Origin of the sequence: Cellulomonas sp. NTE-D12, from assembly GCF_027923705.1 — a bacterium.
Taxonomy (GTDB): domain Bacteria; phylum Actinomycetota; class Actinomycetes; order Actinomycetales; family Cellulomonadaceae; genus Cellulomonas.
In genome coordinates this window covers 212,008-233,602 of record NZ_AP026442.1, presented here as the reverse complement: position 1 = coordinate 233,602, position 21,595 = coordinate 212,008, and the positions used below count along the sequence as shown (strand labels likewise).

Genomic DNA, 21,595 nt, shown 5'->3' with positions numbered 1-21,595 from the left:
GGGTGGGTGGAGGCGTGGGTGGAGGCGTGGGTGGAGGGGTGGGTGAAGGACGTGCCGGCGGACGTGGGACGGCGCCCCCGCTGGTGTTCGCAGGGGCGCCGTCGGTCCTTCAGTCCTTCGAGCGGGTCACGTCGACCCGCCCCACCCGGGCTCAGCCCATCCCGTGCCGAACCCTGCTGGCCTGCTCCTGCGCGCGGAAGAGGCCGAACCGCGGCAGGAACTTGTCCCAGTCGATGGTGTGGGCGTCGATCTCCGGCCCGTCGATGCACGCGTGCTTGCGCACCAGCTTGCCGTCCAGCGTCACGGGCACCATGCAGGCGCCGCACATGCCGGTCGCGTCCACCATGATCGAGTTGAGGCTGGCCACGCACGGGACGCCGTACGGGGCCGTCAGGTCGGACACCGCGCGCATCATCGGCGGCGGGCCGATGGTGACCACCTCGGCGATGGACCGTCCCGCCTTCAGCATCTCCTCGAGCGGCGTGGTGACGAACCCGTGCACGCCGTACGAGCCGTCGTTGGTCGCGTAGACCACGTCGAGCAGGTCGCCGAACTCGGCCTGCAGCCGTCCGACCCGCTCGTCGTCGGCCGTCCAGAACATCAGGTCCTTGGTGCGGAACCCGGCTATCAGCGTCACGTGGTTGCCGAGACGCAGGTGCTCGCGGGCGATCGGGTACACCGGCGGCAGGCCCAGGCCGCCGGCGGTGAAGACGACCGTCGAACCCTCGTCGTACCGGTGCAGCTCGCTGGGGCGGCCCAGCGGGCCGGCGATGCCCGCGAGCGCGTCGCCCGGGGCCATCGCGTTGAGCAGGGCGCTGCTGACACCCACCTGCTGCACCACCAGGCACACGGTCCCGGCGGTGGCGTCCCAGTCGGCCAGCGTCAGCGGGACCAGCTCGCCGTCCGACGTGGGGAGCACGCGGACGAACTGGCCGGCCTGCGCCGCACGGGCGATCACCGGGGCGTGCACGGTCAGCTCCTCGATGCCGGGGCTGAGCGTGCGCTTGGCCAGGATCACCGGGCGGGACGCGGCCTCCTCGGTGTACCGGCGGGCGGTGGCGACCATCGCGGCCACCTGCTCGTCCGGCACGTCGATCGAGCCGAGGATCTCCCGCGCGGCGGCCTGGCCGTCACCGGCGGCCCGGATGGCCGTCGACCCGCCGCGAGCCGCGTCGCCACCGGTGTAGATGCCGGACAGCGTCGTCTCCTGCGACCCCTCGTGGCCGAGGTCGATGGTGCCCCACTTGGACACCTGCAGCCGCGGTTCCGAGTCCTTGATCAGGGGGTTCGCGGCGTTGCCGAGCGCCATGATCACCAGGTCGGCCGGCACGGTGCGGGTGCGGCCGGTGGCGATCGGACGACGACGTCCGGAGGCGTCCGGCTCACCGAGCTCCATCTCCTCCAGGACGGCCCCCTTGACGAACCCCGTCTGCGGGTCGCCCAGGAACTCCGTCGGCGAGACGAGCACCGACAAGCCGATGCCCTCCTCGAGCGCGTGCTCCAGCTCCTCGACGCGCGCCGGCATCTCCGCCTGGGTGCGGCGGTAGACGATCGTCACGTTGCCGCCGAGCCGGCGGGCGGTGCGGGCCGCGTCCATCGCGGTGTTGCCGCCCCCGACCACCAGCACCTGCTTGCCGGCGGTGGCCGGCAGGGGCGTCTCGTACTCCTCGCGCAGCGCCTGCATCAGGTTGACGCGGGTGAGGAACTCGTTGGCGCTCATCACGTCGAGCAGGTGCTCGCCGGGCACGTTCATGAACCGCGGCAGGCCGGCACCGGTGCCGACGAACACCTTCCAGAACCCCGCGTCGCGCAGGTCCTGCAGGGTGGCCGTCTTGCCGACGACGAAGTTGGTGACGAACCGTCCGCCGAGGAGCTTGATCTTGGCGACCACGTCGTCGATCAGCTCGTTGGGCAGCCGGAACTCGGGGATGCCGTACCGCAGGACGCCGCCGAGCTGGTGGAACGCCTCGAACACGGTCACCGGGAAGCCCTCGGCGGCCAGCAGGTAGGCGTTGATCAGCCCCGACGGACCAGAGCCCACGATCGCCACCGGAGGCTTGGCCTGCGCCACCCACGGGTCGCGCACCCCGGCGAACCGCCGGGCCGCGGCCCCCGGGTCCACCAGCTTCTCGCGCTCGGGCAGGAACCACTCGAGCTGGCCGATCGACATGGCCGTCTTGTGCAGGCAGACGCCCTGGCACTGCAGCTCCTGCGGGCACACCCGGCCGGTGACGTCCGGCAGCGGGTTGCACGACTCGAGCATCTCGAGCGCCTCGCGGAACCGGCCGGTGCCGATCAGCTCCATCATCTGCGGGATGTGGATCTTCACCGGGCAGCCGCCCTGCGGCTCCTTGTGGCCCTCGACCAGCACGCCCAGCTCGCACGGCGACTCGGCGCACTGCTTGTCGCGCAGCGCCTCCAGCCAGACGAACAGGTCCACGTCCCGGGCGGTGTAGCCCAGGTCCATGTAGCCGAGGTACCCCTTGTTCACCAGGCCGAAGTCGACCGCACGGTCCTCCGCCGAGCGGACGTACGGCGGGATCGTGTTGCCCGCCGGCCAGTCCACCGAGAGGCCGTCGAACATCGGGTAGCGGTCGGACAGGTGCTTGTCGATGCCGCGGATGAACGCCCGCTTCTTGCCGACCGGCAGGTCCCACAGGAACCGCATCAGCACGGTGCTGACCTCGTCGCCGCGCAGCAGCATGTCCCACAGCCGGTTGACGAACCCGGCGGACAGCTCCGGCTGCTGGAACTCCCAGGCGACGGCCGCCATGCCGTCCGCGACGAACATGTCGCGGAACGAGCGTGGGTCGGCGACCAGGCGCTTCTCCAGCAGGCTGAGCTGGTTGCGGAACGACGAGACCGCCGGGCTGGCGCCGAGCGCCGACACCTCGTCCTGCGTCTGCTCGAGCGCCGTGCGGGCGCCCGCCCAGCGCAGCACGTCCTCCCGGCCGTCAGGCGAGCCGGCGGCCCCCTCGGTACGAGGAACGGTTGGCGTGCTCATCGGATGATCTCCGCGTCGCACGTGGCCTTGACCCGGGCGATCCGCTTGGCCAGCTCCGGCGTGATCTCCAGACCGTCCAGCGCGCCGGCCTTCATGCGACCGACCGTCTGGGCGGCGCCGTCGACCACGATCGTCGCCTTCTCGAAGATCTGCGGGAGCTCCTGGTAGCAGGTGCCGCAGTCGTTGCACAGGTGCTCGTCCGCCGGGTCCAGCCAGATCGGCCGGTCGGCGACCGCCGTCGCCGTCCCCGCCGCAGCCGCCGCCGGAGCAGCACCCGCGAACCCGGTGGGCCGCAGCTGGATCGTCTGGCCCATGCCGGCCGGTGCCGCGCTGGACGCCGCCAGCTCGGCCATCGCCGCCGCGATCTCGTCCAGCGTCGACTCCCGGGCGGTCACCGCCTGCTCGTACTGGGCGGTCAGCTCGGCGATCTCGGCCCGGTGCGCCGCCGACAACGTCGCGCCGGTCCGTCCGGACAGGAACTGCAGCGTCTGCCAGTAGTGCTTGCGGTCCTCGACCAGGTCGACGATCGCCGCGGAGCACGCCACCTTGATCAGGTGCCGGTCCGCGTCGGTCGCCTGCACGAACGGCACGCGACCGGCTCGGGCCTCCGGGGCCAGCTCGACGTACTCGGCGATCGGCGTCGCGGCCGCCTCCTCGTCGGGACGCAACCGGTGGAACTGCTTGGAGAACCGCACCTCGCCGAGCGCGAACTCGGCCGGGGTCAGCGGGGTGCTCAGCAGCTGCAGCGCACCGTTCTCGTCGACGTACTCGACCGTGGAGCTGGTCCACAGCCCATCGACGTCCGGGTTGCCGTCCAGGCTGAACCGCTCCGGCAGGGTGTCCCCGCGCCGCGGGTCGTGCACGAACAGCGGGCTCATCCGGGACTCCACCGCGAGCCGCGAACGGGCGTTGGAGAGGTTCTCCGCGATCCCGTTCTCGGTGCCGCAGGGGGCGTACACCTCCATGACGGCGGCGCCGTCGCTGTAGGCGAGCATCTCCGCCGCCGTGGACAGGAAGTGCCCGTGCAGCGCGGACGACGTGGTGCAGGCGAAGACGTTCGGGTGGAACGACGCCAGCAGCCCCAGCTCCTTGCGGTGCTCCCGCTTGCCGCGGTGGGCCTTGCCGTACCGCGCCAGGTCGGAGTCCTGACCGGTGAAGCTGGCGGTGGACGCCTGCCCGCCGGTGTTGGAGTACGCGCCGGTGTCCAGCACCAGGGCCTTGATCGGCGTCCCGCCCGCCAGCACGCGGGACATCGCACCGAACCCGATGTCGTAGCTCGCGCCGTCACCGCCGATGGTGAGGAACGTCGGCAGCAACGCCAGCTCCTGGTCGGTGAAGTCCCGCCAGCCGAACGTCCGCAGCGCCGCGTCGTGCACCGCCGGGTCGTACTCGCCCGCCAGCTCGAGCTTGGCGACGCGCAGCGCCCGCACCTGCGGGATCACCTGCGCGACGATGCCCTCGAACAGGCCGACGGCCAGCGGCTGGGCGTCCTGGAACAGGCTGTTGACCCACGGGTCGAGGTACGGCGTGAACGGCATGGTGGACGCGTACACGCTGGAGCAGCCGGTGGAGTTGGCGATGACGACCGGCGCCGGGCCGTTGCCGGTCGGGCCGCCCTCGTACAGGTACTGGCGGTGCTCCAGCTGCTCGATCGCACCGGTGATCCGGTCGATCCGCGCGCGGGTGGCGGGGTTGAGAACGGAGCCGGCCCCCTCGTCCGTCTCGTCGTCTGCGCGAGCGTCCAGCGCCTCCAGGGTGGAGTGCAGGCCGTCGAGCACCTCGTCCAGCTCGCGCAGGTGCGAGCGCCGCTTGTCCTCGCCCACCGCGTGGCTCAGGGCCGTGACCAGGCGGATCGCGGTCACCTCGCCGCAGCCGCGGCACGCGCCGTGACCGCCGGTGGTCGAGTAGTAGGCGGTGTGGTCGAGCATCAGCCGCTTGGTGTCGCCGTCCGGAGATGTGGCGCCGGCGGTGAAGCGCGACGGCGTGTTCGGCAGCCGCGTCATCGTCTCGAACCGCTGCTGGAGCGTCTCCAGCACGTCGGCGTCCTGGTCCACGGACGTCAGCGCGCCGGGGCCGCACACGTCGACGCACTGCAGGCAGCCCGTGCACTTCCACGGGTCGACGACGGCGGAGAACAGGCCGCCGGTGCCCGGCTGTTCCTTCTCCATCGCGTCGAAGAACGGCCGCGTGCGGGCCACCGGGAACGTCGCCAGCTGCGCGACCACCGCGTCGAGGTTGCGGATCACCGCGCGCTGGTTCGGGTCGAGCGTGCTCGCCGCAGCCGCCGCGACGTCGGCGAACGACCGGTCGGACGAGTCGTCGCGGTAGCTGCGCCGGATCGCCTCGGCCCACGGGTACACCTGGGCCCGCAGCGCCTCCCGCTGCGGCTCCGGGGCGTCGATCTGGCCGATCGCCGTGGTCAGCAGGTCGTGGATCTCGTGCACCTGCGTCGGGATGGCCGCGTCGGGGCAGACCAGCGAGCACTCCAGGCAGCCGGTGCAGGAGGTGGGGTCGAACGCCGGCACGGTGCGCCGGAAGATCCCCTTGTCCTTGGCGGCGCCGGTGCCGACCGGCATGAACAGGCCGGTGCCGGGGAGCACGGGGGCCTCGCCGATGGTGCCCTCGCGGAACGGCCGGGCGATCAGGTCCTCGTAGTACGCCGGGTCGAACAGCGCCGTGGCGCGGGCGCCGGTGGCCGTCGGGCACATCGACGCGGACAGCGCCAGGGTCCGGGTGCTGCGGACGGCCGGCTGCTGCTCGGCGGCGAGGAACTCCGGCTCGTCGTACGCCACCAGGTGCGTCGCGGCGACGCCGTCGCGGATCACCGACATGTTGGCCTCGACGACGGCGTCGCCCTTGCGGCCGAACTTCTTGGAGATCTGCGCGCGGATCTTCGCCTCGATCGCCTCGGCGGTGGCGCCGTGGGACACCCGGTCGACGTGACCGGCGACGGCGCCGATGAACGCGATGCCCATCATGCGGGTCTCGAGCTCGGGGGTCGGCGCGTGCTTGCGGGCGACGGCGAACGCGTCGACCACCAGGAACCGGATGTGCCGCTCGCGGATGGTGCGGCGGGCGTGGGCCGGCAGCGACCGCCACAGGTCCAGCGGCGCCAGGTCGGACTGCATGATGAACGTGCCGCCCTCGACCAGCCCCTTGAGGGGGTTGGTGTGCACGAAGGCCTGGTGGTCCGGGGAGACGACGACCTCCACGTCCTCCAGCTCGGCGTTGGTCAGCAGCACCGGCTCGGGGCTCAGCGTGATGTAGAAGTTGGTCGCCGCACCGCTCTTCTCCGAGCCGTACTTCGGTGCCGACTTGCTGTGCATCTCGAGCACGCCGGCCAGCACGTCGGTGAGCAGCTTGCCGCTGGCGACCGTGCCGTACCCGCCCACCGAGTGGAACCGGATCCGCAGCGCCTCGGGCGGCAGCAGGGCCGGGTTCGGCTCGGTGGTCAGGGCCATCGCCACCGTCTCGGGGTACGCAGCCCGCAGCCGGTCCTGGAGCGCGGCGGCGGCCGGCGGGGCGTCGGACGAGAAGAACTGCGAGCCGAGGTACACCAGCGGCGCGCTGCCGCCGTCGGCCATGTTGCGGAACGCGGCCACCAGGTGCCGCGGCTGCACGTCGTGGCCGCCGAGCCCGAAGATCGCCGTCGTCAGCCGGGGGCTGCGGGTGATCGCGGGGATGCCGGGGTGGGCCACGCCGCCCTCACCGTTGGCCCGCGCGCGGAACAGCGCCTGCGTCACCATGCGCGTCAGCGCGGTGTCGTCGGACCGCTCCAGCACCGTGACGGCCTGCGCGTTGCGCAGCGCCTCGACCACCTCAGCCTCGGGGAACGGCTGCAGCAGCGTGATGTTGAGGACGCCGACCTTGACGCCGCGGGAGCGCAGGTACGGGATCACCGCACGGGCGTCGTCGGTGATGGAGCCGAGGCCGACGACGATGTAGTCCGCGTCCTCGCAGTCGTAGGCGCGCACGGGCGCGTACTCGCGGCCGGTCAGCTCGGTGTACTCGGCCATCGCCTGGCGCACCAGCGCGGGCACGGCGGAGACGAAGTGCGTGCGGTGGTCGACGGCACCGGCCTGGAAGTCCGGCTGGTTCTGCACCGGGCCCGTGAGGCCGGGGTTGTGCACGTCCACCAGGGCGGGGACCCGCTGCCGTGTGCCGCGCGGCCACGCGTTCACCCAGGCTCGCCGCCACTGACCCTGCAGGTCGGCCGGCAGCCACGCCGCCGTCTCGGCCACCAGGTCACCGGCGTCGTCCGCCTCGACCTTCTCCGCGATGGCCGCGAGGTGGGCACGCACGGCGGCCAGGTCCTCCGGCGCCAGGTCCTCGACGTGCCGATCCAGGTACTGGTTGAGGGAGAACACGCGGCCCTTGGCGCCGAACAGCATCTCCTGCGCCACCGTCGGGCACGGGATGCGGCCGCCAGGGTCGCCCAGGTAGGCGCGCAGCAGGTCCGGCTCGGGCAGCAGCACCTCGCTCATCACGTGGCTGGTGGCGAAGCCGTCCATCACGTTGGCGACGGGGATCAGCGACAGTGCCGAGGCGCGGTAGGAGATCGCCGCGAGGTCGGCCGCCTCCTGCGGGTTGGCGCCGAACAGGATGGTGTAGCCCGCGGGCAGGAGGGCGTAGACGTCGTCGTGACCCGCCATCACGTTGAGGGAGTGCTTGGACACCACGCGCGCGGCGACCTGCAGCACGAAGCCGCCGATCTTCTTGCCGACCGTCACGTAGTGCGACTCGAGCGCGTAGAGGATGCCCTGGCTGGACGAGGCGTTGGACACGTAGCTGCCGCCGGTCAGCGCCGCACCGAGCGCGCCGGACTGGGCGGAGTGCTCACCCTCCGTCTCGACGAAGAACGGGTGCTTGCCCCAGACGTTGAGCTGGCCCTCGGCGCGCGCCGCCTCGAAGGTCTCGGAGATCTCGGTGGACGGCGTGATCGGGTAGCCGATCACCCCGCCGCACACGTGCTTCATCACGTGGGCGACGGCGCCGTTGCCGTTGATGACGTCGGGGATGCCGGGGAATGGGTGCGAAGTGGTCACGATGCCCGTCCGAACACGCGCAGGGATGGAAGTCCGACGAGAACCGGTCGAGGTGCGGGCGCGCTGCGGTGCGCGCCGTCGGCGGCGGCGTCGGTGCCGGCACGGGGCCGGGTCTGGAGGTGCGACATTGCATTCCTCACGGGTCCAGAGATGGACACCGTCAGGGTAGGCACGGCGATTTCCGGCCCCCTGGGACCGAGGGCCCTACCCCGGCACTCCCCCGCTGGGCTGGGCCGACGGGACTGCCGACGGCCCCACGGGCTACCGCAGGATGAGCACCAGCAGGGCGACGTTGAGCGCGACGACGAGCCCGACGACGGCCAGCAGCACCGCGTTGAGCCACGGCCCGGTGCGTTCCGCGCCCATCAGCCGCCTGTCGCGCGTCAGTCGGACCAGCGGCACCAGGGCGAACGGGATGCCGAAGCTGAGCACCACCTGGCTGACCACCAGCGTCCACGTCGGGTCGGCGCCGAGGGCCAGCAGCACCACGGCCGGCACCAGCGTGACCGTGCGGCGGACCAGCGGCGGGACCCGGCGGTGCAGCAGCCCGTCCATCACCACCGACCCGGCGTAGGCACCGACAGACGTCGACGCCAGGCCGCTGGCCAGCAGGCCGATGGCGAACGCCAGGCCGACGGCGGTGCCGAGGGACGCGACGATCGCGGCGTGCGCACCGGGGATCGAGTCGGTGCCCGGGACGTGGCGCAGGCCGGTCGCGGCGAGCAGCAGCAGGCCGATGTTGACCACGCCGGCGGCGGCGAGCGCACCGCCGACGTCCCACCGGGTGGCGCGCAGCAGCCGGGCGCGGGCCGCACCGGTGCCGAGGTGCCCGTGCCGGTCCCGCGCGAGCGCCGAGTGCGCGTAGATCGCGTGCGGCATCACGGTGGCGCCGAGCATGCTGGCCGCCAGCAGCACCGAGTCGGTTCCCGCGAAGTGCGGCACCAGGCCGTGCAGCACGCCGGCGGCGTCTGGCGGACGTACCGCCAGACCGGCGAGGAACCCGAGCCCGATCACCGCGAGCAGGCTCGCCACCACCAGCTCGAACCGGCGCTGGCCGTACCGGTCCTGGGTGGCGAGCAGCGCCAGCGACACGACGCCGACGATCAGCCCGCCGAGCGCCAGCGGCAGGCCGAACAGCAGCTGCAGGGCCAACGCACCGCCGACCACCTCGGCCAGGTCGGTGGCGCCCGCGACCACCTCGGCCTGCACCCAGAACGCCAGGCGACCGCCGCGCGGCATCCGGTCGCCCAGCACCTCCGGCAGGGACCGGCCGGTCACCAGGCCGAGGCGTGCCGACTGGTACTGCACCAGCACCGCGATGACGTCCGCCGCGACCAGCACCCACAGCAGCAGGTAGCCGTAGCGGGAGCCGGCGGTGAGGTTGGCGGCGACGTTGCCGGGGTCGACGTAGGCGATCGAGGCGACGAAGGCGGGCCCGAGCAGGTGCAGCAGGCCCCCGCGAGCGCGGATCGGGCGACGGGGCAGCCGCGGTGAGCCGGTCGACGGCGGGGCCGCCGCCAGCGGCACGGCGCGTGGCGGTCCAACCGGGTGGGCCACGTCGAGGGACGGTGACGCGGGCTCGGGCGCGTCGGTGCCGAGTCCGACGGCCGGGTCCACACCCATGTCCCTCCGAAAGTTCGGATGTCCGAAACCCAGTGTAGGCCGCACCGGACAATGGCCCCGGGGCTGCCTCAATTCCCTCGACCGGACCGGGGCCGGGCGTCGACCCTGGGGGCATGACGACCACCACCACGTGGACCGTGCGCGAGGTGCCGGTGCCCACGACGCTCGACGCCCCGGATGCCTGGCTGCTGCTCGGCGCCAACCGCGTCCGCACGGCCGGCACCGTCGACGTGTGGGGCAGCGCCGACCTCGCCGACTCGCCGCGGGCCGAGCTGGCCGAGCTGCGGGACGCGGACGCCGAGCGAACGGTGCGGCTGGTCGCGGTGGCCGACGACGCCGACGACGGGGACCGCGGGCGCGCTGTCGCGTCCGTCCTCGGCGAGGCCACCGTCGGCCTGCCCGTGCGTGACAACCGCCACAGCGCGTTCGTCCTGGTCAACGTGCTGCCGGAGCACCGGCGCCGGGGCATCGGCACCGCGCTCCTCGACGCCGCCGCCGCCGTGGCCCGCGCCGACGGTCGGACGCTGCTGATGACCCACACCTCCGACCGCGTCGAGCCGCCAGCCGGACCCGGAGCGCTCGAGGCACCGACCGGCGCCGGGCGCGTCAGCCTCCAGAACCCGGCGGTCGTCTGGCTGCGTCGGGCGGGCTGGAGGCTGGCGCAGGTGGACCGGCGCTCGCAGCTCGACCTGCCCGTCGACCCCGCGCTGCTGCGCCGGCACGCCGACGGCGCCGCCGCGGCGGCCGGCGCCGACTACCGCCTGCACACCTGGGGAACCGACGTCCCGGAGCAGTGGCTGGAGGAGTACGCCGGCCTGCTGGCGCAGATGAGCACGGACGCACCGCTCGGCGAGGTCGACTGGCGGCCGGAGGTGTGGGACGGCGAGCGGGTCCGGGCGCAGGAGCGGATGCTGCACGACGCGGGCTACGAGCTGCTGGTGACGGCGGCGGAGCACGTGCCGACGGGACGGCTGGCGGCGTTCACCAACTTCTGGATGCCGTCGCACACCGACGAGTACGTGCACCAGGGCGACACCTTGGTGGTGGCGGCCCACCGGGGGCACCGGCTCGGGATGCTTGTCAAGACAGCCAACCTCGCGGCGCTGGCCCGGCAGCGGCCGTCGGTTCACCGCGTCGGCACGTGGAACGCGCAGGAGAACCGCTGGATGCTGGCGATCAACGTCGCGCTCGGCTTCCGGCCGGCCGGAGTCAGCGGCACCTGGCAGCGACCACTGTAGGCCCTACCGCGGCCGTCGGGTGCGGGTCCGTCGCGTGCGGGTCCGTCGGGTGCGGGTCCGTCAGGCGTGGTGCCGGTGGCCGTCCCACCAGCCGGCCCAGCGGCGCTGCGCCTCGGCGCGCAGCTCGTCGGACAGGCCGTACGTGTTGAGGATCGCGTTGACCGCGCCGTGCGGCGGGTGGCTGGCCACCGGCACCTCCTGGATCACCAGCAGCGACTCGGCGATGCCGTGCAACCACACGCCGAACTGCAGGTCGGTCCGGTAGACCACCGTCCCGCCCACCTTGGTGCCGTCCGGGCGGGTCGCCTCGACGTGACCGCCGATCGGCACGCCGCGCGCGCCGTGCAGCCCCGCCCGGTACATCAACGGGTTCTGGTGGGGGCCGGCGTCCAGGCCGTGCACCGCGAACGTGCGGCGGTCCTCCCCGCGGTGCACGGTCAGCGCGAAGTGCAGCTGGTGGACGGAGCTGATCCAGTTCTCGTCGACCACGTCCCGGGCGCCGTCGAACGAGACGGACAGGTCGCGGGCGGCACGGTGCACCGTGACCAGGGTGTGACCGGGGTTGTCGTCCCGGCAGCGCAGCTCGAGGTCCTCGTGGTGGTGCCAGCGCAGCCGCCGGATGGACGTGCCGGGCACGTGGTCGTGCTCCACCTCGGCGTGCTCGACGAAGATCCGCTCGATGTCGTCCGTCAGGTCGTCCCGGTCCCAGCCGTACCAGCGGTGGATCAGCTCGGGCTTGCGGACGTGCTCCCAGACGACGTCCGCCGGCAGCGGCACGTCGACGGAGACCACCTCGCGGTGCAGGACCGCCGGGGTGTGGTGCGGCTCGGCACGATGGTCCACGGGGTGCTCCGTCCGCAGGTTCGTCAGGTGCTCGGAGCGGTGGCGACCGACGCTGGTCAGCTGGTCACCGTGGGGCTCCGGACGGCGGTCGAGCCGATGCTCGAGCGGGTGTTCACGCGTCATCGCCGGTCACCTCATCCATCGAGTGGATGCCCTTGACGGTAACCCTCACGGCCGTCCGGCGCAGCCCTGGGACGACCGCGTGCCGGGTGAGCCGCGGCCACGCGGCCAGCGGCGCGGCGGGGACGGCGCTAGCGTCGGTGCTCGTCGTCCCGCCGCAGACCGGAGGCCCGCATGCCCGAGAAGCAGTCCCCGTCGATGCTGGCCAAGCTGGTGGGCGCCGGCGTGGCCGTCGGCGCCGCGTGGGTGGCGCAGAAGCTGCTGGACCGCGCGTGGGTGGCCGCGGCCGGGCACGAGCCGCCGGCGCCCGAGTCGCAGGACGACGACATCAGCCTGCGGGAGGTGCTCTTGGCCGCGGCGATCACCGGGGCCGTCGTGGCGCTGGCCCGCGCGCTGGCCAGCCGGGGCACCGCCCGGCTGACGGCGAAGGTCACCAGCAAGCGGCCCGAGCTGCCGGCGTAGCTCAGCCGATGTCGGCCCCGGAGCCGCCGTCCTCGTCGTCGGCGGGCGCCCCGGCGGCGTGCCGCCGGTCGAGCTCGGCCGTCAGCTCGTCGACCGCCAGCACGCCCGGGCTCACCTTGCCCGTGCGGTAGCCCGCGCGTCCGACGAGGTGCGCGGCGACGGGTGCGGTGAGCAGCTGGAACACCACGACGAGCACCAGCGCCCACACCGCACCGCCGCTGCGCAGCCGCAGGGCCAGCCCGGCCAGCACCAGCACCAGACCCAGCACCTGCGGCTTGGTGGCGGCGTGCATGCGCGCCAGCAGGTCGCGGAAGCGCAGCACCCCGACGCCGGCGGCGAAGCAGAGGAACGCCCCGCCGAGCATCAGCACGATCGACGCGACGTCGGCGACGGTGGTCCAGGCGGCGGCGGTCATCGGGCGCCTCCGTCGTCGGAAGCAGGCGCCGCCGGGTCGCCCGCGGGCTGGTCGTCCTCGCTCGCCGCCGGGTCGCCCACCTGGTCGTCGTCCTCTGTCGCGTCCGGGACCTCCCGCGCCTTCGCCTCCGCCAGCTCGGCGCGCAGCCGGGCCTCGTCCTCCGCCGCGACCTCCTCGCGGGTGCGCACCCGCCCCGCGTCCTCCGGCTCGACGGCGGCGAACCGCGCGATGGTCACCGACCCGATGAAGCCGACCAGGGACAGCACCACCAGGATCGGCACCACGTCGGCCCGCCGCTCGAGCGAGGCGTACAGCGCCACGGCCGCGACCAGGCACGTCACCACGATGTCCAAGGCGATGGTCCGGTCCAGCATCGACGGCCCCCGCTCGGCGCGGACGATCGCCAGCACGGCGCCGACCAGGATCAGCACCGCCGCCACCGCGACCGCGACCCCCATCGCGGCGCTCACGCCGTCACCACCCGACGCCGCGAGGCCGCCCGGCCCGCGCTCATGCCGGCACCATCCCCGCCGCGGCCTGCTCCTGCGGCGACGCGAGGGCGCGCAGCAGCCGTTCCTCCTGCGCGAGCACGTCGGCCCGCACCGCCTCGACGCCGCCCGACCGGTCGAGGTCCAGCACGTGCAGGTAGAGCATCCCGGTGAGGCGGTGCGCCTCGACCACCAGCGAGCCGGGCACCAGGGACACCAGCTCGGCGGTGAGCGTCAGGTACAGGTCCGAGTGGCTGCGCAGCTGTACGCCGATCACCGCGCCGCGGGGCGTGTACCCCGGGGTGAGGGCGATGGTCGCGACCTCGATCGAGGCGCGCACCACGTCGACGGCGAAGCGGACCAGCAGCACCAGCACCCGCCACGGGTGCACCCGCCCGTGGAAGTCGACCGCCACCATCCGCAGGCCCCACGTCACCACGGCTCCCAGCAGCAGGCCCGCCAGCACGTTGCCCCAGGTCAGGTCGCCCCACAGCAGCACCCACACGGCGGCGAGCCACACGATCCCCAGCCACTGCGAGCGCCGCCTCATCCGGCACCCCCCGGTGAGGAGGCCAGATGGGCCGAGCGGCCGGTGCCGCGGTCACCCTCGGGCAAGACGGCCTGGATGTACGGCGTCCGGTCGGCCAGCGCCTGTGCCGCACGGCCGGTGTAGGCGTACAGCGGGCCGGCGAACACGGTCAGCGCCAGGCTGGCGGTGACCAGGGCGCCGGTGGCGCCGATCATGCCCGGCGGCACGTGACCGGCCGGCAGCGGCTCGGGCGGCGTCTGCCAGAATGCCTTGTTCCACGCCTTGACCAGCGCGTACAGGGTGAGCAGCGACGTCACGACGCTGCCGACCACCAGGGTCCAGGCGAGCGGCGTGCCGTTCGCGACGCCCGCCTGCAGCAGCCCGAGCTTGCCCAGGAACCCGGACATCGGCGGGATGCCGGCGAGGTTCATCGCCGGGACGAAGAAGAGCACCGCCACCACCGGTGAGAGCCGGGCCAGGCCGCCGAGCCGGGACAGCGACAGCGTGCCGCCGTACCGCTCCATCAGGCCCGTGACCAGGAACAACGCGGTCTGCACCGTGATGTGGTGCACCACGTAGTAGATGGCCGCCGTCCAGCCGGCGTGGGTGGACAGGGCGATGCCGAACACCATGAAGCCGATGTGGCTGACCAGCGTGAACGAGAGCAGACGCTTGATGTCGTCCTGCGCCACGGCGCCGAGGATGCCGACCAGCATCGTGGCCAGCGCGGCCCACATCAGCACCGTGTCCACCGCCCCGCCGGGGAACAGCAGCGACTGGGTGCGGATCATCGCGTAGATGCCGACCTTGGTCAGCAGGCCGGCGAACACGGCGGTGACCGGGGCGGGGGCGGTGGGGTACGAGTCCGGCAGCCAGGCCGAGAGCGGGAAGACGGCCGCCTTGATGGCGAACGCCACGAGCAGCATCACCTGCAGCGTCAGCCGGACGCCGGGGTCGATCTGCGGCAGCCGCTGCGCCAGGTGCGCCAGGTTCAGCGTGCCGGTGGCGGCGTAGACGGCGGCGATCGCGGCGAGGAACAGGAACGAGCTGACGATGGCGACGACCACGTAGATGCTGCCCGCGCGCAGCCGCTCCCGGCTGCCGCCGAGGGTCAGCAGCACGTAGGACGCCGCGAGCAGGATCTCGAAGCCGACGTACACGTTGAACAGGTCGCCGGACAGGAACGCGTTGGCCACCCCCGCCACCAGCACCAGGTAGGTGGGGTGGTAGATCGAGGTCGGCGCGGACTCCTCGCCGGCGCCCTGGTCCTGCGCCAGGGAGTAGACGAGCACGCACAGCACCACGACGGCCGACACGGTGAGCATCAGGGTCGACAGGCGGTCGGCCACCAGGCTGATGCCGACCGGCGTCGCCCAGCTGCCCATCTCGGCGACCAGCGGGCCGCGGTCGGCGAGCACCGCGAGGGTCGCGGCGGCCACGAGGACGGCGACCAGCACCGTCACCGAGACGATCCGCTGGACGCGCGGTCGGCGGTAGAGGGCGAGCGTCAGTCCCGCGCCGGACAGCGGGAGGACGACGGGCAGCGGGACCAGCCAGGACCAGTCGTTCATCGGCCTGCCTCGGGCGGCTCGGCGGCGGCGCCGGCGGTGGGGTCGTCGGGCCGGACCTCGTCCGACGTCCCGTCGGGCGTCACCAGCGCCACCGCGCGGTCCGTCTCGTCGCGCGCCTCCTCCGCCTCCTGCTCGAGGGTCGACGTGTCGTCGGCGTCCAGGTCGGCCACCGCCAGCCGGTCGCGCGCCGCGAGGCGGGCGATGCGGCGGTCCTCGACGTCGTCCTGCACCTCGTCGTGCCGGTTCAGCTGCCAGGAGCGGTAGGCCATGGCGAGCAGGAACGCGGTGAGGCCGAGGGTGATGACGATGGCCGTCAGCACCATCGCCTGCGGCAGCGGGTCGCTGCGCGCCCCGGGCTGCCCGCCGAGGATCGGTGGCCGCCCGGCGGAACCGCCCGCCACCAGGATCAGCACGTTCAGCCCGTTGCCGATCAGGATGATCCCCACCACCACGCGCGACAGGCTGCGCTCCAGCAGCAGGTAGACGCCCACCGTCACCAGCACGGCGGCGGTGATCACGAGGGTCAGGTCGGGCGTCATGTCGATCATCGCGACGCCCCCTGGTGGAACCCGGCGGGGTGCGGCGTGCGCCGCAGGTCCGGCACCGACTCCTCGACGTCGTCCTCGCCGAACTCGGCACGCCGGTCCAGCTCGGCACCGAGGCTGCGCAGCACGTCGAGCACCAGCCCCACCACCACCAGGTACACGCCGACGTCGAACCCCAGGCTGGTCACCAGGTGCACGTCGCCGACCAGCGGCAGGTGCGCCTCGACGATCGCCGACTCGAGCACCGAGCCGCCCAGCAGCAGCGGCGCCACCGCCACGCCCGTGGCCAGGAACAGGCCGGTGCCCAGGAGCACGCCGGGCTGCACGGGTGCGGCCTCGCCCAGCTCGTACCGCCCGCCGGCTAGGTACCGCACGATCAGCGCGATGCCCGTCACCAGCCCGGCCGCGAACCCGCCGCCGGGGTTGTTGTGCCCGCTGAACAGCAGGAACAGCGAGTACATGACCATGGTGTGGAACAGCAGCCGGACGACCACCTCGAAGATCACCGACCGGCGCACCGGCGCCAGCGTCCGCCCGGCGCGCAGCCACTCGCGAGCCCGGCCGGATCCCGGGGCGGACGGTCCGGGCCTCGTCGTCGGACCCGGCACGGGACCCCGGGTCGGGTCCCCCTCGCCGCCGCGCACCTCGACGGCCCGCGGGTGGGCGGCGCCGCCCCACACGGCACGGTCGGCCGGCGCGTCGTGCGCGCGGAAGATGCGGCCGGTGCGCCGGGAGACGAAGACGAGGGACGCGACGCCGGTGGCCGCGACCAGCAGCACCGAGATCTCGCCCATGGTGTCCCACGCGCGGATGTCGACCAGGGTCACGTTGACCACGTTCTTGCCGCCGCCGAACGCGTACGCCTCCTGCGCGTACGCCGCCGACACCGGCAGGTGCACCCGCGCGCCCGGGGCGATCAGCCCGATGCCGGCCACCACCAGCCCGACGGCCACCCCGATCCCCAGCCGCAGCCAGCGGGACCCGGCCAGCGGCCGGTCGGAGAAATACGGCGGCAGCCGCCGCAGCACCAGCACGAACACCACCAGCGTGACGGTCTCCACCAGCACCTGCGTCAGCGCGAGGTCCGGTGCACCCTGCAGCAGGAACAGCCCGGCGACCGCGTACCCGCCGATGCCGGTGAGGATCACGGCCTTCAGCCGGCGCCGGGCCCGGGCCGCCAGCACCGCGGCCACGATGCTGACCAGCGCGAACGCCACCTCGGTCAGCGCGTGGTACGGCACGACGCGGGTCGGCAGGCGGGTGCCGGTCAGCAGGGCGGTGCCGACGCCGACCACGAAGACCCCGAGGATCAGGCCCAGGTACACCGGCAGCGAACCGCGCTGGGTGAACGCCGTCACGTCGGCGGCGACGTCGTCCAGCCGGCGCATCGAGCGGCGGTAGAGGTGGTCCGCGTCGACCCGGGGCGGCAGCCGCAGCATGCCCTGGGCGCGCTCGACGCCGTCGCGGGCGCGGAAGGCGAGCGCACCGGCGAGCAGCACGGCGACGGTGACGACGAGCGTGGGGGTGAGGCCGGCCCAGAGGGTGAGGTGACCGGCGTGCGCACCGGCCGCGGCGGCGGCACCCGACGCGGCGTGGCTCGCGGTGAACGCGTCGGCGTAGGGGCGCAGCAGGCCCTCGCCGTAGCCGGGCACCAGCGCGACCACCAGCCCGGCGGCGGCCAGCACCAGCGCCGGGACGACGAGCACCGGTGACGACGGCCGCACGGCGGCCGGCGCCGCGGGCGGTGCGCCGTCGGCCGCGGCCGCGCTGATCGGGGTCGTCGTCGCGCTGCCGTCGGCGTGCTCGACCGCCGAGGCGGACAGCACGGCCCGCTTCGTCGCGAACGCGCCCCACCACAGCCGCAGCCCGTACGCGACGGTCAGCACCGACCCCACCGCCACCACGGTCAGCACCACCGCACCGGTCGCCCCGCCCAGCCCGGCTACCGCCTCGAGCCCCGCCTCCTTGGCGACGAACCCCGCGAACGGCGGCAGCCCGATCATCGACGCGACGGCCAGGGCGCCGGCGGCGGCCACCCACGGCAGCTCGCGGCCCACGCCGGACAGCCGGCGCAGGTCGCGTGTCCCGGCCGCGGCGTCCACCGTGCCCACCACCAGGAACAACGCCGCCTTGAACAGCGCGTGCGCGCCCAGCATCGCCAGCCCGGCCAGCGCCGCCGCCGGCGTGCCGAGCCCCACCAGCAGCACGATCAGCCCGAGCTGGCTCACCGTCCCGAACGCCAGCACCAGCTTCAGGTCGTGCTGCCGCAGCGACCGGTAGCCGCCGAGCAGCAACGTCCCGCCGCCACCGATCAGCACCAGCCACCGCCACACCGACAGGTCGGCGTAGGCCGGCGCGAACCGGGCGACCAGGTAGACACCGGCCTTCACCATCGCGGCGGCGTGCAGGTACGCGCTCACGGGCGTCGGCGCGGCCATCGCCGCCGGCAGCCAGAAGTGGAACGGGATCAGCGCCGACTTGGTCGCGGCGCCGACCAGCAGGCACACCACGGCGGCCGTCACCGCCGGCCCGTGCGGTGGGTGCGCCAGCAGCTCGCTCAGCCGGGAGGTGCCGGCGACGTGCTGCAGGATCACCAGGCCCACCAGCATCGTCAGACCGCCTGCCGTGGTGACGACGATCGCCTGCATCGCCGCCCGGCGGCTCGCCTTGCGGCTCTCGGCGTAGTGGCCGATCAGCAGGTAGCTCATCACCGTGGTGAGCTCCCAGAAGACGAACAGCAGCAGCAGGTCGTCGCTGAGCACCAGGCCGAGCATCGAGCCGGCGAAGGCGAGGAACACCCCGGCGAACCGTCCCAGGCCCTGGGCATCGGCCTTGAAGTACGCCCGGCAGTAGACGAGCACGAGCGCCCCGACGCCACCGACGATCAGCGTCATCAACCAGGACAGGGTGTCCAGCCGAAGGTCGAGGTCCAGCCCCAGGGCCGGGATCCAGCCGACCGTCACCTGCGGGGCCGCACCGCCGCGGACGCGCTCCGTCCAGCTCAGGGCCCAGACCGCCGCCGACGCCGGGACCAGGGCCAACACCCAGAACGCCCGACGTCCGAGGCGTCCCACCAGTGCGGGCGCGACGAGGGCTGCGGCCAGGTGGGTGGCCAGCAGCCAGAGCATCGGTCCGCTCCGTCCTGTCGAGGGCGGGGGCTGCGGCCATGGTACCGGGAGGCCCGTGGGGCCCTGGGGAGCCGAACGTGCAGCGGCCGCTCGGAGGCGAGCAGTTACCGTGTCCCGGTGACGCCGCTGCAGGTGACGTGCCTCGTACTGGTCCTCGTCGCGACGGTGGTCGGGGTGGCCGTCTTCGCGTGGGGCGTCGCGCGCATCGTCGCGACCATCCGCGTCGGCCGTCCCCTGCCGGGTCGCTGGCGTCCCGTCGGCCCGCGGCTGGCGACCCTGCTGCGCGAGGTGGTGTTCCACCTGCGGTTCCAGCGGCGGGTGTGGGTCGGCATCGCCCACTGGGCGGTGATGGTCTCGTTCCCCGTCCTGTTCCTCACGCTGGTGTCCGGGTACGGGCAGGTGGTGGACCCGTCGTACTCGCTGCCGGTGATCGGGCACCTGCCGCCGGTCGGGTGGTTGACCGAGGGGATCGCCTGGGCGTCGTTGGTCGGGATCGTCTACCTGATCGCGCTGCGCCAGGTCATCCGGCCACGGCGGGGCGAGGAGGCCGCCGAGCGGAAGGCGTCGCGCTTCTTCGGCTCGTCGCAGGTACAGGCGGTGTTCGTCGAGGCGACCGTGCTGCTGGTGGTCGCCGCGGTGCTGGCGCTGCGCGGGCTGGAGTACGCGCTCGCCGCCCGTACCGGGTCGCCGATCGCGTCCGGATGGCACTTCCCGCTGACGGCCTGGTACGGCTCGGCCTGGGCCGGGGCGGGGACGACGAGCCTGCAGACGGCCGTGACGCTGACCGCGACCGTGAAGATCCTCGGCTCGATGGCCTGGTTCGTGGTGGTCGGCGTGCAGCCGACCATGGGAGTCGCCTGGCACCGGTTCCTCGCGCTGGTGAACGTGTACGCGCGGCGCCGTCCGTCCGGCGGCCCGGCGCTCGGTCCGCTGGCGCCGATGCGTGCGCCCGACGGCTCCCCGCTGGACCTGGCCGCGATCGAGGAGCTTCCCGACGACGCCCGGCTCGGGGTCGGTGCCGTCGAGGACCTGACGTGGAAGGGGCTGCTGGACGTCGCCACGTGCACCGAGTGCGGGCGCTGCCAGGAGCAGTGCCCGGCGTGGGCCACCGGCAAGCCGCTCAGCCCCAAGCTGCTGGTGCTGGCGCTGCGGGACCAGGCGGCGGCGACCGCCCCGTACGTGCGGGCCGCCCGGGCTGCCGGCGCTGCGGGGGCCGATGGCCCCACAGGATCGACCGGCCCCGCTGCCTCGTCGGGCTCGTCGCACGCGTCCCGCGCGTCGCTCGACGACGCCACCCCGGCCGCCCACCGCACCGCGGACGGCCGCTACCCCACCGTCACGGACCCGCACCTCGGCATGGACCTGGTGGGCTCGGGGGTGATCGACCCCGACGTGCTGTGGAGCTGCACCATGTGCGGCGCCTGCGTGCAGCAGTGCCCGGTGGACATCGAGCACGTCGACACCATCGCCGACCTGCGGCGCTACCAGGTGCTGATGGAGTCGGCGTTCCCCGCCGAGCTGACCGGCACCTTCACCAAGCTGGAGCGGCGGGGCAACCCGTGGGGCATGCCGGCGCGCGGCCGGCTCGACTGGGCGAAGGGGCTGCCGTTCGAGGTGCCGGTGGTCGGTGTGGACGTGGGGAGCGCGGCCGACGTCGAGTACCTGTTCTGGGTCGGCTGCGCCGGCGCCTACGAGGAGCGGGCCAAGCGCACGACGAGGGCCGTCGCCGAGCTGCTGCACACCGCCGGGGTGTCGTTCGCGGTGCTCGGCGAGGGCGAGTCGTGCACCGGCGACCCCGCCCGGCGGGCCGGTAACGAGCTGCTGTTCCAGACCCTCGCCGCCCAGAACGTCGAGACCCTCTCCGAGGCGAAGGCGACGAAGGTCGTCGTGACGTGCGCCCACTGCTTCAACACGCTCGCGCGCGAGTACCCGCAGGTCGGCGGCCGGTACGACGTGGTGCACCACACCGAGCTGCTCAACCGCCTGGTCGCGGAGGGCCGCCTGACGCCGGTCGCTGCGCCGGCCGACGAGGCCGGTCGGCGCGTGACCTACCACGACCCGTGCTTCCTCGGCCGGCACAACCAGGTCTACGCACCGCCCCGCGAGCTGATCGCGGCGATCCCGGGCGTGGAGCTGACGGAGATGCCGCGCTCGGGGTCCACCTCGTTCTGCTGCGGCGCCGGCGGCGCCCGGATGTGGATGGAGGAGACGATCGGCACCCGCATCGGCACCGCCCGGGCCGAGGAGGCCGTCGCCACCGGCGCGGACGCGATCGCGACGGCGTGCCCCTACTGCACGGTCATGCTGTCCGACGGCGTCGCCGCGGTCGCCTCGTCCACCGCGTCCACCCCCTCGAGCAGCGACGCAGCCAACGGCACCGCCGACCCGTCGGGCGCACCGGCCGGGGCGAACGGGCACGGATCGGCGGGCCGCCCCGCCACCGTCGGTGTCCCCGAGGTGGCCGACATCGCCGTCCTGCTGCTCGAGCGCATCCGTCCCGCGTCGACCGACTGACCGGCGCCCCGCCCTCCCGGACGCTCTCGCCACCGGTCGGACCAGCTCGCCACCGGACAGGTCCGGGGCG

Annotated in this window: 13 protein-coding genes; 3 read left to right on the top strand and 10 right to left on the bottom strand. The window is 73.7% G+C overall.

The window, feature by feature from the left end; translation table 11 throughout:
* Nucleotides 1–151: 151 nt before the first annotated feature.
* The 3 genes from QMF98_RS01000 to QMF98_RS00990 form a co-directional block, all read right to left on the bottom strand.
* The gene (locus tag QMF98_RS01000; RefSeq protein WP_337974248.1) at nt 152–3,004 is read right to left on the bottom strand and encodes a sulfide/dihydroorotate dehydrogenase-like FAD/NAD-binding protein; all 2,853 of its coding nucleotides are present in this window, start codon (nt 3,002–3,004) and stop codon (nt 152–154) included.
* Nucleotides 3,001–8,049: a 2-oxoacid:acceptor oxidoreductase family protein gene (locus QMF98_RS00995; RefSeq protein ID WP_337974247.1), complete on the bottom strand. Its 5,049-nt coding sequence runs from the start codon at nt 8,047–8,049 to the stop codon at nt 3,001–3,003. Before QMF98_RS00995 ends, QMF98_RS01000 begins: the two co-directional genes overlap by 4 nt.
* A gap of 261 nt (nt 8,050–8,310) precedes the next feature.
* Entirely contained in the window at nt 8,311–9,672 is a 1,362-nt protein-coding gene (locus QMF98_RS00990) for an Nramp family divalent metal transporter (RefSeq protein WP_337974246.1), read from the bottom strand.
* 113 nt (nt 9,673–9,785) lie between these two features.
* On the opposite strand from QMF98_RS00990, the gene QMF98_RS00985 reads away from it, so the two are divergent.
* Nucleotides 9,786–10,910: a GNAT family N-acetyltransferase gene (locus QMF98_RS00985; protein ID WP_337974245.1), complete on the top strand. Its 1,125-nt coding sequence runs from the start codon at nt 9,786–9,788 to the stop codon at nt 10,908–10,910.
* Between the two features lie 60 nt (nt 10,911–10,970).
* Here the strand turns inward: QMF98_RS00985 and QMF98_RS00980 are convergent, their stop codons facing one another.
* Nucleotides 10,971–11,876, bottom strand: coding sequence for a hypothetical protein (locus QMF98_RS00980; protein ID WP_337974244.1), 906 nt, complete (start codon nt 11,874–11,876; stop codon nt 10,971–10,973).
* A gap of 171 nt (nt 11,877–12,047) precedes the next feature.
* Between QMF98_RS00980 and QMF98_RS00975 the strand changes: the two genes are divergently transcribed.
* On the top strand, nt 12,048–12,335 hold the full coding sequence (locus tag QMF98_RS00975; protein WP_337974243.1) for a DUF4235 domain-containing protein: 288 nt from the start codon (nt 12,048–12,050) through the stop codon (nt 12,333–12,335).
* 1 nt (nt 12,336) lies between these two features.
* Here the strand turns inward: QMF98_RS00975 and mnhG are convergent, their stop codons facing one another.
* From mnhG to QMF98_RS00945, 6 genes are read right to left on the bottom strand one after another with little or no spacing between them, the layout of a single operon-like run.
* Nucleotides 12,337–12,750, bottom strand: a complete 414-nt coding sequence (gene mnhG, locus QMF98_RS00970; RefSeq protein ID WP_337974242.1) for a monovalent cation/H(+) antiporter subunit G — start codon at nt 12,748–12,750, stop codon at nt 12,337–12,339.
* Nucleotides 12,747–13,220 (bottom strand): MrpF/PhaF family protein, encoded by a 474-nt coding sequence (locus QMF98_RS00965; RefSeq protein ID WP_348773387.1) that lies wholly within the window; start codon nt 13,218–13,220, stop codon nt 12,747–12,749. The genes mnhG and QMF98_RS00965 overlap by 4 nt, the downstream gene beginning before the upstream one ends.
* A 40-nt stretch (nt 13,221–13,260) precedes the next feature.
* Nucleotides 13,261–13,788 (bottom strand): Na+/H+ antiporter subunit E, encoded by a 528-nt coding sequence (locus tag QMF98_RS00960; RefSeq protein ID WP_337974241.1) that lies wholly within the window; start codon nt 13,786–13,788, stop codon nt 13,261–13,263.
* Nucleotides 13,785–15,338 (bottom strand): Na+/H+ antiporter subunit D, encoded by a 1,554-nt coding sequence (locus QMF98_RS00955; RefSeq protein WP_337974240.1) that lies wholly within the window; start codon nt 15,336–15,338, stop codon nt 13,785–13,787. Before QMF98_RS00955 ends, QMF98_RS00960 begins: the two co-directional genes overlap by 4 nt.
* A complete protein-coding gene (locus QMF98_RS00950; protein ID WP_337974239.1) occupies nt 15,335–15,886 on the bottom strand; it encodes a Na(+)/H(+) antiporter subunit C in 552 nt (183 codons plus the stop codon). Before QMF98_RS00950 ends, QMF98_RS00955 begins: the two co-directional genes overlap by 4 nt.
* Nucleotides 15,883–19,011, bottom strand: a complete 3,129-nt coding sequence (locus QMF98_RS00945) for a Na+/H+ antiporter subunit A (RefSeq protein ID WP_337974238.1) — start codon at nt 19,009–19,011, stop codon at nt 15,883–15,885. Before QMF98_RS00945 ends, QMF98_RS00950 begins: the two co-directional genes overlap by 4 nt.
* 117 nt (nt 19,012–19,128) lie before the next feature.
* Between QMF98_RS00945 and QMF98_RS00940 the strand changes: the two genes are divergently transcribed.
* Nucleotides 19,129–21,525 carry a (Fe-S)-binding protein gene (locus tag QMF98_RS00940; protein WP_337974237.1) on the top strand — a complete coding sequence of 799 codons (2,397 nt, stop codon included), beginning with the start codon at nt 19,129–19,131 and terminating at the stop codon, nt 21,523–21,525.
* Nucleotides 21,526–21,595: the final 70 nt, after the last annotated feature.